9 protein-coding genes are annotated in these 11,546 nt (G+C 54.1%); 3 read left to right on the top strand and 6 right to left on the bottom strand.

Annotated features, from left to right (window positions below; genetic code table 11):
- Positions 1-52: 52 nt before the first annotated feature.
- Positions 53-1,687, top strand: coding sequence for an autotransporter domain-containing protein (locus SH248x_RS12465; RefSeq protein ID WP_459554607.1), 1,635 nt, complete (start codon positions 53-55; stop codon positions 1,685-1,687).
- 19 nt (positions 1,688-1,706) lie between these two features.
- Here SH248x_RS12465 and SH248x_RS12460 read toward each other — a convergent pair whose 3' ends face one another.
- From SH248x_RS12460 to SH248x_RS12445, 4 genes are all read right to left on the bottom strand, one after another.
- A complete protein-coding gene (locus tag SH248x_RS12460) occupies positions 1,707-2,030 on the bottom strand; it encodes a gamma-butyrobetaine hydroxylase-like domain-containing protein (protein ID WP_459554606.1) in 324 nt (107 codons plus the stop codon).
- A 192-nt stretch (positions 2,031-2,222) separates the two neighbouring features.
- Positions 2,223-3,878, bottom strand: a complete 1,656-nt coding sequence (locus tag SH248x_RS12455; protein WP_459554605.1) for a multiheme c-type cytochrome — start codon at positions 3,876-3,878, stop codon at positions 2,223-2,225.
- A 292-nt stretch (positions 3,879-4,170) separates the two neighbouring features.
- On the bottom strand, positions 4,171-5,343 hold the full coding sequence (locus tag SH248x_RS12450) for a DUF1573 domain-containing protein (protein WP_459554604.1): 1,173 nt from the start codon (positions 5,341-5,343) through the stop codon (positions 4,171-4,173).
- A 162-nt stretch (positions 5,344-5,505) separates the two neighbouring features.
- Positions 5,506-7,716 carry an O-antigen ligase family protein gene (locus SH248x_RS12445; RefSeq protein WP_459554603.1) on the bottom strand — a complete coding sequence of 737 codons (2,211 nt, stop codon included), beginning with the start codon at positions 7,714-7,716 and terminating at the stop codon, positions 5,506-5,508.
- Positions 7,717-7,825: 109 nt separating this feature from the next.
- On the opposite strand from SH248x_RS12445, the gene SH248x_RS12440 reads away from it, so the two are divergent.
- Together SH248x_RS12440 and SH248x_RS12435 are read left to right on the top strand one after the other, a co-directional pair.
- On the top strand, positions 7,826-8,110 hold the full coding sequence (locus tag SH248x_RS12440) for a hypothetical protein (protein WP_459554602.1): 285 nt from the start codon (positions 7,826-7,828) through the stop codon (positions 8,108-8,110).
- The gene (locus SH248x_RS12435; protein ID WP_459554601.1) at positions 8,058-8,576 is read left to right on the top strand and encodes a type II toxin-antitoxin system VapC family toxin; all 519 of its coding nucleotides are present in this window, start codon (positions 8,058-8,060) and stop codon (positions 8,574-8,576) included. The genes SH248x_RS12440 and SH248x_RS12435 overlap by 53 nt, the downstream gene beginning before the upstream one ends.
- A gap of 2 nt (positions 8,577-8,578) precedes the next feature.
- On the opposite strand, the gene SH248x_RS12430 is transcribed toward SH248x_RS12435, so the two are convergent.
- Entirely contained in the window at positions 8,579-9,739 is a 1,161-nt protein-coding gene (locus SH248x_RS12430; protein WP_459554600.1) for an MraY family glycosyltransferase, read from the bottom strand.
- Positions 9,740-9,826: 87 nt separating this feature from the next.
- Positions 9,827-11,338: a sulfatase family protein gene (locus tag SH248x_RS12425; protein ID WP_459554599.1), complete on the bottom strand. Its 1,512-nt coding sequence runs from the start codon at positions 11,336-11,338 to the stop codon at positions 9,827-9,829.
- Between the last annotated feature and the right edge of the window lie 208 nt (positions 11,339-11,546).

The raw sequence follows: 11,546 nt of genomic DNA, 5'->3' as shown, positions 1-11,546 counted from the left end.
GCGGGTTTTGAAATGGACTTCTAAGAACCAACTACTTTGCAAGGATGCAACTATGTGCTGGGCCAGCTATGTCGTGCGCGTTAAGAAAATGGCGTTTGCTGTTGCCATCGGAGTGCTAAGTTCGGCGAGCGGGACATCGCTGTTTGCTCAGCAGCAGGTGACGTTCAATTTCAACGATTTCACAGGGGATTTGTCGACATTGACGCATACGGACTCGGCGACGGGATTGTCGCTGACGCTGACAAATCCCCAGGACTATCTCGGAGGCCCAGGATACTTTGCTCAGAGCGGCGGATTAGGTTTGTATGCCGGGGGCCATATCGGTTTTTCTGCGGCCACATTTCAATTCTCAAACAATGTGAAAATTGTTTCTATCGATGCCTACAATGTCTTCTATTATCCCTACGAGGTGAGCTTCGTTCAGGGAGCAAATAGCTCGACAACAAATTTACCAGGTGGACAGGCAACGACTCCTGTTTCAAATCCAGAGATCGTCTACCAGGGTGGTGAGGCTGTTGAATGGAGTATGAATGGATCTTCTTACCACCACGACTTTTTTTACTTCATCGGCATGACCGTGGAGATGGTCAATCAACTCAATGCCCGGATGGTATCTTCGCCGACGCTGTCCAATGTGACGCTGAATGATTTGTCTTCGTATGTCTCGACGACGAACACACACTTGCGTAACAAGGCCATGTCGTCGTACGGTCCGAATGGGTTCGCGATGCAGGCTCCGCGTGGGAATGTTGGCAGCCTGATGTCGGTCTCTGATGAAGGAGCCGGGCTGAATGATGAGATCACGCTGGCATCGTTTGAAGAACGATCAGTCCTCGTGCCGCAGGCCTATTCACGACGTTCTGCTTACTACGATGCGAGCGTCTGGTTCCAGGGATATGGCAATGCAGGCAGCATTGATTCGACGGCTTCTGCTCTCGGGACCAACTATGCCTCGGGGGGCAGTATTGTCGGGATGGATAAGTGGCTGAGCGATGACACGCTGGTCGGGTTCAGCATTGGCTACGGTGCAGGGAACGTCACGACGGCTGAGAATGCAGGACGCGGGAATATCAATACGCTCCGGACTTCGATGTATGCGTTGCAACGTAGCGATTATGGCTATGTTCTCGGATTGGCGACCTACGGTTTGAACAGCTACGACACCCAACGTTACTCAGGAGTCGATACTGCGTACGGCAGCTTCGACGGGGATGAATTCAGCCTGTATACGGAGTACGGCCTGCCGATTCATCGCGGGCGGATGACCTTTGTTCCGCTGACCTCACTGCAGTATGCCTATATTGGCCAGGATGGATTCTCAGAATCGGGCACCGGTCCTCTGATGGATGTGGGGCGATCGGATGCGAATTCACTGCGACTGTCGGTCGGCGGTCGTGTCGCGTATGACATGTTCCTGCCTTCCGGACGCGCCTTCACGCCGTTTGCAGAAATGCGATACGTCGGTGAAACGCTCAGCGACGAAGCGGTCGTCGGAGCTGCTCTTTCCGGTGGAGGAGCAGGGGTGACATCGTCAGCGGCACCTCTTGGCTATCACTTCATCAACGTCGAGTCGGGATTCTCGACGCAGGTCAGCGATCGCGTGCGTCTGATGTCGAGCTATCAGGGCTTGATCGGCGAAGGCAACGAATCGCATACCGGACAGGGAACGGTTGAAGTTGCGTTCTAAGGTCACGGGTGCAGTGATCTTAAAAGCGATCACTCTCGGCGTTGTATTCGGCGGTCAGCTGCTGCAGATAGGGCCATGTGTAGAGCCCGGTGAAGTGGTTGTCTGACCAGCCGATTTTGAGAGCGTAGTTGCCTGAGTATTCGAGGGCGGCGATCGAAATGTCTTCGGACACTTTATCGATATCGTAGACGCGGACACCGGTGAATTCGTTGACGCAGCTGGCACATGGGCAGCGGCCTCGGAGGAACCGGTAAGGGAGGCGATGAACCGTCGATTCATCATCGGGCCAGGAGATGGCTAGGACTTTGTCGGACTGGTGGGCTTTGAGTGAGGCGGGGATCATGGGGAGAGGGCTTAGGTATTGGGGCTTAGGGCTTAGGTTGGCGATGTGAGGGCTGGTCTTCTTATTGACGTCTTATTTGAAATGTAGGGTGCTGGTGAGTCTTCGAACCGCACCAAAACGACATTCATTCGCTCATTTGGTGCGGTTCGCAAAGCCTCACCAGCACCCTACGAAACATTCGAAGTCGACTTGTTAGTCTTTATAAGGGTGCCAGACTTCTAACCAGTATTTGTCGAAGTTGAAGTTGGGCGAGTTTTCGGGGTCGTGGCATTTGATGCAGATTTGTTGTTCGGCGGTGGCGCGGTCTTTGTGCATGACTTTGCGTTCGGCCAGTAGTTCCTCGGTACGACTGCCTGATTCTTTGAAGGCACGTTCGAGTTCGTCGTGACGCTTGCCGGGGCCGTGGCAGTTTTCGCAGCCTTGTTCGGTCAGGTGCATCGAAACGGTGGTATTGAGGTAACCACTTTCGTAGCGGATCATCTCCTGAGGATCCCAGCCGGTCGTGTGGCAGGCGAGGCATTCTGGATCATAGATCCGCGTGATCGGGTCGCCCGGCATCCCGCTGCGGTCGTTGGCAACCAGACTGGCCCATGACTTGGAGCCGTGTTTAGTTGACTTCCATTTGGCGAAGGCTTTCGTGTGGCAATCACCGCAGGATTGTGAACCGACGAACGTCGTGCCCGATGGGTGGGAGATGGCAGGTTCGGTTTCTGCGATCGCTTCTTCTTTGAGACGCTCCTGGTAGTAACGCATGGCGTCTTCCATGGCTTTGGTCTTGGAGAAGCGTTTGTTGTCGAGCTGGATGCGTTCGAATTTGAACTTCTGCTCGGCTTCTGGATAGTAGGCGACGACGCCGACTTTCTTCCCCTTCTGGCCGACTTCGACGACCATCGCGCCGCCGATGACTTCAGGGTCTTTGTACGGATCTTCGATGCCACCGGCTGTCATCGCGACGTTGAAGGTGTTGGGGAATGCTTCCAGGAGCTGTTTGGTTTCTGCAGGTCGGGCGTGAGAGAGGAAGACGGTCAGCTGAGGTTTTTCTGCTTTCAGTTTCTCAATCGCGGAGCCGAGGCTGTCTTTCATTGATTCGATCGACAGCAGATCGTTACTGGCACCTGCCGGGAGGATTTCTTTTTTGTAGCTGTCACCCAGAACACTGATGACGCCGACTTTCACGCCGTTTTCTTCGAAGACAATGATTTCCGCTGGCACTCCCAGTTCGCGAGAGCCGTAGAAGATGACGTTGGAACTGGACAGTTGTGTCTGACCTTCATTCTGCTTGGCAGCATCGCCGAGAGAGAACAGGGAATCGACGCCCAGGTGAAGTTCCTCAGGGCCGATCCCGAGCGCCTTATAGCCGAGTTCGGAAATGGCCGAGTGGATGAACTTGAATTTGATCTGACTTTGACGACGTGCGTTCTTCAGGGTACCGCCCAAGTCGAGACCGACGACTGACCAGCCTTTGTCTTTGAGCTGCTTAAACAGATCCGCACGACGAGATAAGCCGCCTGATTGATTGGCGTCGCAGCCGCAGGGCTCCATATAACCGTGGATCTCACCCGAGAGGATCATCGCGACGGCTGGCTTAGCCCAGCCATCCACAATGACGTCGGACTTCGGCCCCGGCGTTTTGGGAGGAGCACCTGATTCTGCAGGTGAGGTCTTGCCGGTACCGCCAGGCGTGGGGCTCGAGGGCGTTGGGCAGCCAAACAAGAGCAGGGGAGCAACGCAGGCCAGCAGCAGGTAAGGGCAGAGAACTGGCAGCCATTCGCCCAGGCTGGATCGGAAACTCTGGAGGCTTGTTGAAGCAGAATCGTGTGGCTGTCCGTTTCCTGACATAGCGGTCATTGTCATCCCTGTCGCGAGCTAAAATCCTGATCGTTCGGGGTTTAAGTTAGCGGTTCTGGGACACGTCGGCAATCCCAGCCCTCTCACAGGAGAGGGAAAACCATTCCACATGAGGTAACGGAGGGCACAATGTTATTGTTGGCTTGATGTGCCGTAAGTTCATACATTGGAATGGTTTATGATACAAATCGGGTGTCGCTTGCCTCTGCTCAAGAAAGGTCTGCCTGAGCAGGAGGTTCGAGGGAAAAGACGATCTTTCGAACACACCGTATTCCCGACATCGATCCAACTCTTACTGTGCAGAGAAGCGGACCTTGAAGCGGATTTCGGGCATTTCCGGATGGTTGGTTTTGACTGTCAGGAAAGCAGGGTTATAGGAGCTGCGAACATCGGTAGTGGTCTCAGGGGGGATTTTGAACGTCACTTTATAAGCAAGAACGTTTTCCGAGCCGCCTGCTTCGAAGGGCTCGATTTTGAAGTCGAGGTAGTTGGGGTCAGCTTCGACTTTGGTCATCTCGAAGGGACCAGTGAAGGCTGGCGTTTTATCGACAAACGTCGTCAGCGTAATTTCTTTGCCAGCTGACGCCTTGAAGGTTCCAAACTCGACGAGCTTTTCGAGAGCATACCAGCCTTCGCCACGCATTTTCAGCTGGCCGGCACGATAGGCTGTCACATCAATGACGTGTTCGCTTTCATCCACATCGAGTTTATAGATAACGCGGGCTTTGAATTCACCGACGACAATGTTTGGTTCAATTTGAACATTGACTTGATAACCTGATTTGGCTTTGAGTTCGGTCAGGTCAGCTTCCTGGAGTGGTTCTTTGGTGACCTTCATTTGAGGGTTATTGGACTCAAGTTTTTCGAGCTCAAACTTGTCATAGACTTGAGAGAAAATGACACCCGAAAAGCTCGCGCCTTTCCCTTCGACGATGTTGCCGACGTTCCAGACTTCTTTCGGGAAAACGCCGTATTTCGCAGTGACGATGCCTTTGACGATCAGGCGAGTCTCTTCGCTGTTGGGATCGTTGCTTCTAATGATGGCGTATTTTTCAAAGGTATCCGTTTCTGCAAACGGTGCGATCGTCAGCGTGACGTTTTTTGATTCGCCCGGTTTGAGGACGCCGACTTCGTCTTGCGACAGATCACTGATCGTACATTGGCATGTTGAGCCGCCGTTGACGAAGTTCAGAGGAGCTTCGCCGACGTTCTTGATGACGAAGGTGTGTTCAGTCTTCGTGTTGACTTCCATTGTGCCGAAATCGAACGTCGCGTTATCGACTTCAATTTTGGGTTGCGGGCCGGATTTGGCTGGTTTGAGCTTGCCGTCGTACGGGTCCGTTTCGACACCAAGATCTTGCTTGATGTTCTGAACGAGACGGGGGCCGATGGTCGCGTAAACCGCGACGCCGACGATGATGAGGCCGGCCAGGGCAGGGAAGACGAAGCTGAGAAAGTTTTTCATGTCAGAAGCGGTTTCAACTGGACTGTGGATGAAATAAATAACAGTCGACAATGGCAATTTATTATGTCGTATCAGGGCCGAGAGGGGAGCGCCTGAGGCAGGAATGTTATGAAAAATGGATGAGAATGAGTCAACAGAGCCATCCGAGCGCAATCGAGTGCGCTATTTGCCCTGTAGATAGTTACGTATTTGAGTGATCGTTTCGTTGGGAAGTAATTTGTCCGTATGAGCCAGGCGTTCATTTTGTTCATGCAATTGTAAAGCAGTCCGAGCTGCGTTCGTGACCGTTTCCTCCGGAAGTGAGCCGAGGCCGTTCTGAAAGAGGGTCGCCCAGAGGAAGACATTCGTCGGGGCGAGATTGGTTGCATTCTGGAAATGCTTTAAGGCTGAGGATTTCAAAGAATCGTTTTGAGGGGACGAACGCCTGGACAGTTCGAGCATCCATTCGCCAACTTGACGGTGAGCCGAAGCGCTGTGGGGGTCTCGTTTGAGCCAGTTTTCGGCAGCAGCCAGGAAATTGCTGGCATTGGTGGGGCGTTCTTTTTCTAGGGTGAAGGCGGAAAAGGTGAACATGCGGGCTGGTTCTGGATCGAAGGAATCGGCGTCAAAAGCGGCTTTGGAGTGACGAATTGTTGAGTTCAGATCACGGCTGAATTCGGCGGCAGCGAGTTGTTCTCTCACCTTTTGAACGGGGAAAAACGTGCTCCAGGCGAACAGGATCAGAAGAATGGTCGCGATTCCCGGCTCGAGGTAGCGAGTGAAGGATGGGAACTTCATAGGCACGGTGGTCGAGGGCGTCGTCGTTAAGGCACAGACAGAAAGCAGGATCCAGAGTTGCGCGAGGGCTGGCATTTCCATGCCACCAGCACCAAGGAGGTGCATCGTCAAACCGAGCCAGGCGAACAGCCAGACATTGGGGATCTGAACGAGGGATGGATTCTCGGCTTCGGGCATTTGTCCATTGCGATTCCACAGCCAGATCCAGGCTGCAAACAGAAGGCCCCAGACGATGCCGATGATGACGATGCGTTCGTCGTAGTTCCAACTCAAGACGGTGGGGATGAGAAAGGCGGCCAGTGTAGTCAGCGCGATCACTGCGGAGGATGACTTGGCTTTGCCCAGATCACGGAAGTCCGTCGGGAGGAAATCGAGAACTGGTCGTCGGAACTGATACAGAGTGATGCCGATGATCGAGATGACGCCGAGGAAAGCGAGCAGGCCGCCGTTGGCCCAGGCGTCGATGAGGAGGTTGTGAGGGTCGGAGATCTCTTCGCTTGATGCGGGGAGTTTGTAACGCAGGTATTCCTGACGGAAGTTGCCAAGGTGGCCGAGGAGCAGGGAGTCCTGGATCATGGACCAAGTGGCGTCCCAGTATTCGAAGCGGTAGCGGAGGGATTTGGTGGCGCCGTTCCATAGATCTGGGACTGCGTATGGCATCACAAGCACTAACAAAACAGCTAATGTAGACAACGTGATCACGAAAATACGTGTGCGTCGAACGTGATTGGAGCCGATGGATGCTAACCAACTCCAGCAAAGACCCTGTGTGAAAAAGGCCAGGAAAAAAGCTGCAACAGCAGTTCGGCTTTTGGTCAGGATCATGCAGCCAGCACACGAAAGAAAGATCATCATCGACCACACAAAGAGATGCCAGATGCGAATTTTTTGACGACCGGTGATTGCTGCGATCGCGCCCCAGAGGATGCAACCGACGCCGAGTAAGCCTGCGAAAGAATTGGTGAGCGCGAAGAAGCCGAAGGGCTCTGTACTGAAGAGAAGACGGTCGAGAAACTGGCTGCGTGCGGGTTCCTGTGTCGGGATGCCAAGTTGGGCGAGCCCTTGCTTGTCACCAGCGGCAACGAGTGAATGATATTGAGCCTGCATCTGAGGGTAGAAGACGAAGTGTTGATAAAGCCCGAGGAGCGCGAGGGCAGCGATGCAGGAAAGAAGCAACGGCTGTGATGGTCGCCAGTTGAAATGCATTCGCCAGGACCAGAAGAGACGAGCCATAACGCCGAGTGCGATCCATTCCCACAGAAGGTTGAGGGCGGCTCGTTTGTTGCCTTCGCCGAAGAAGATCAGAGAGAGGCCAGAGAGGACATGGCCGAGGATGAGCAGGCCGATGGCGATGAGCCAGAGGTTGGAAGAGGTGAGTAAGGAGACACTGGTGGGTGAACCAGCAATGCTACCCGGATTGGCGGGAGTCGCGCGTGTCTTGAGAAATGCCCAGGCCGGCCAGAGGAGTAACCAACCAGCGGCGACCCAGATGGTGGTTCCTTCGAGGGTGGCTTCGGTGGGGAGGAACCAGCGCATGAGGAAGAGGGTGAGGGCGGCGAGGGGGAAGAGCAGGTGGACGGTTATGGTAGATGTCATTGACGATGATCGAACCTTCGACAAATCATGGAGTCTATCTTTATCTTTACGCCAAATTGCTTTTGACCGAATGTAGGACGAATGTTTAGAATTAGACGTGAGGTGAATTATGATCGTGAAAATTGACGTTAGCCCGGTTGTGGCAAATCATGCGAAAGCCGCTGGCTATCGTAACATTGAAGAGTATGTCGAGCACCTCGTTGCCCAGAATATCTCTCAACAGTCGTTAAAGTCCATTCGATCGCAGTTGTCGGCAGGTGAATGGAAAGAAAAGTTTCAGGATATGCTCAAGCATGCTGAACCTGGCAACCCTTCTGTAGATGACAGTCGAGAAAGCATTTATGGTGAGCGAATCGCAAGAATCAATCCTCCTGCCAATTCTAGTAGATACTAATATCCTGCTGCGCTTGTGCGATTCTGCCCATCCCCTGTCGGCGTCTGTTGAGAAGGCAATCGAAATTCTCAATGAACTCGATTGTGAGATTGTTATCGTTCCTCAGGTTCTATTTGAATTCTGGTGCGTGGCAACACGAAGCGTTGCAGCAAATGGTTTGGGAAAATCCCCAGAATTCACGCGTGGTTTCATCGATCACTTTCGAATACTCTTTCAGTTGATCCCGGATCGTGACGACCTGTTTGATGAATGGTTTCATCTGGTCAATGTGCACCAACTGAAAGGCGTGAATTCCTATGACGCCCGTCTTGCAGCAGCGATGAAATGCTCAGGGCTTCCATTGCTATTAACTATGAACGAACCAGATTTTCGACGTTACGCACATATCTCAATCCTTACTCCGGATGCGATTCTCACTTCCCGTGATCTGTCAGTCGAGCAGTTGAGTAAGCATCGGTCACGTTAAAATCAATGACCATTTGTTTGTTGAGATGAATCGAGCTTTGCTGTCGCTTCCCGTTGTTGCTTTTCAAATTTCTTTCGGCCTGCTCGTTCCAGGACGGTGATGATCGCCATGACGCAGAAGACGATCGCGAGGATGGTCCAGGCGGGAGGCCAGGTGTCGACGGAGTAGAGGAGCAGGCCAGCCAGGCCCGTGGTCAGGGTGGCGAGGTGGATCGTCATGACGGCGTATTTGCGAGATAAGCCGAGTTCGACGAGGCGGTGGGAGAAGTGGTTTTTATCGGGATGCCACGGGCTTAGACCTCGTTTGAGGCGGATCAAGATGACGGTTGTGAAGTCGTAAAGAGGGATGGCGAGGACGCATAGAGGAGCGAGGATGACGTGTCGGCTGGGCATCGATTCGTCGTAGAAGGTTCCACTGATCGACATCGTGCCGAGCATCAGGCCGATGAAGGTGCTGCCGGCGTCGCCCATGAAAATTTTCGCGGGTGGCCAGTTGTGGACCAGAAAACCTGCGATCGCGCCGGCGAGGCAGAGCAGGGTGCCCGCAACGAACCAGCGGGGTTCGCCCGTCATGTTTAGCATGATGACCGAGAAGATACAGCAGGCGATGAAGCCGATGCCACCGGTGAGGGCGTCCATGTTGTCCAGGAAGTTGAAGGCGTTGATCAGCGTGACCAGCCAGAGGACGGACAGAACGCCCGAGATGACTGGATGCGAGACGAAGACGGTCGCGTTGACGCCGTTGTAGACAATGAGGCTGGACAGAAGAATTTGAACACCGAAGCGGAGTTTCCAGCCCAATGGACGCAGGTCGTCCATAAGTCCCATGACCGCGATGATGAGGCCTGAGCCGAGGATCAGGAGCATTTGAGGGGTCTTGAAACGCATCCCGTCGACGTGTTCGAGCAGGTCGGGACCGAGGACGTTTTGAAGCGTTGGCTCAAAGGCTTTGATGTTGATCAGCGCCAGGGCAATCCCCATGGGAATCAGGAAGCCGAGGACAATGCCGACACCGCCGCCAAGGGCCGTGGGTGTGGTGTGGACCTTGCGGGCCGCGGGTTTATCGATCAGGCCGACGCGTGGTGCGATGAGTCGCATCAGGCCGGTCAGGGACAGGCTGAGGAAGAAGGTGGGGATGAGACAGGAGAGGACGAACTGCGTCATGTGAGTTCGAGGTGTTCTTGGAATAAGGTGATCGTCGTTGTTGGTAATGAAGACACAGGGGGTTGACACCCCCCGCTCGCCTCAGAGTTATTTTTCGAACAGGATGTCTTTGTCACCAAGGGGCGTGACGTCTTTCGGGACGTCGTATTGTTTGGTGAGGTCGTCGAGGAGTTGGTGGTGGCGTTGGATTTCCTCGGCGTAGGCGGGGTCTTTGTAGACGCTTTTGAGTTCGTCGGGATCTTTTTCCAGGTCGTAGAATTCCCATTCGTCGATCTGGTAGAAGTGGATGAGTTTGTAACGCTCGCTGCGGACGCCGCGGTGTCGGTGGACCGAGTGGACGGCGGGGTATTCGTAGTAGTGGTAATAGTGTGACTTGCGCCAGTCGCTGGGGGAATCACCTTTGAGGAGTGGGACCATGCTGCGTCCCTGCATCTCGTCGGGGATTTCAACGCCGGCGGCTTCGAGCATGGTTTCGGCGAAGTCGAGATTCGAGACGAGGTGATCGTTGGTGCTGCCCGCTTTAACGACGCGAGGCCATTTGACGAGCAGGGGCTGACGCAGCGAGGGCTCGTACATGAAGCGTTTGTCGAACCAGCCGTGGTCGCCGAGGTAGAAGCCTTGATCGGAGGAGTAGATCACAATCGTGTTCTCTTCGAGACCGGAGTCTTTGAGGTAATCAAGCACGCGGCCGATGTTGGTGTCCATGCTGTCGACGCAGCGGAGGTAGTCTTTCATGTAGCGCTGGTAACGCCATTTGATGACTTGCTCGGCGGTGAGGTCAGCGGCTTCGAACTCGGCATTCTCCTTCGCATACGTCTGATTCCAGAGATTGAGCTGTTCTGGGGACATGTTTTGGGGTGGCTCGAACTTGAGGTCCAGTCGAGTCATCGTCTTGGCGATCGTCATATCCTGTTCGTGAGCTGCACGACCTCGGCCCGAATAGTCGTCGAAGAGGGTCGACGGCTCGGGGATGGTGGTGTCTTTATAGTTTGCCATCGTCTCCGGAGAGGGCTGCCATTCGCGGTGAGGGGATTTGTGTTGATACATCAGCAAGAAGGGCTTTGACGTATCGCGTTCCTCTTTCAGCCAGTCGAGCGCGCGATCGGTGATGATCTCAGTGGCGTACCCTTCGTATTTGACTCGCTTGCCGTTGCGGATCATCGGCGGGTTGTAATAGGCCCCTTGTCCCGGGAGGATTTCCCAATGGTCAAAGCCAGTCGGATCACTGACGAGGTGCCACTTGCCGATCATGGCGGTCTGATAACCGGCCTGCTTGAGGAGTTTGGGCACCGTCACCTGGCTGCCATCGAATTTGGATCGATTATCCATGAACCCGTTTTTGTGGCTATGTTTGCCCGTCAGAACAACGGCTCGCGAGGGACCGCAGATCGAGTTGGTGCAGAAACAGTTGTTGAATCTCATCCCCTCGGCGGCGATGCGGTCGAGGTTGGGAGTCTGGTTGATTTTTGAGCCGTAGCAGCTCATGGCGTGGGACGCGTGGTCGTCGCTGTAGATGAACAGGATGTTCGGCTGAGCGGCAACAGTCCTTGAAACGAAGAGGGGAGTGAGCAGCAGGGCGAGGACAATCGGGAGTCGCATGTCGTGTCTCCACAGGTGTTTGGGTGTGTGGGAACAACGTAACACAGTTGACGGGGAAAAGCATCTGTCGAGGGGATTGGCTCCAATTTGAGTGCCATGTGCTCCATGTCGGTCGCGGCTCTGACGGGAAGGAGGAGGCAATCCAAGTAAACTTTAAGGGTTGTACAGGTTCTCCTCTTCGAAGCGAGAGGGGTGGCCGAAGGGGCTG

Origin of the sequence: Lacunimicrobium album (genome assembly GCF_052161635.1) — a bacterium.
Taxonomy (GTDB): domain Bacteria; phylum Planctomycetota; class Planctomycetia; order Planctomycetales; family Planctomycetaceae; genus SXPC01.
The sequence above is the reverse complement of the archived record's forward strand: the minus strand, read 5'-3'. Positions and strand labels throughout refer to the sequence as shown.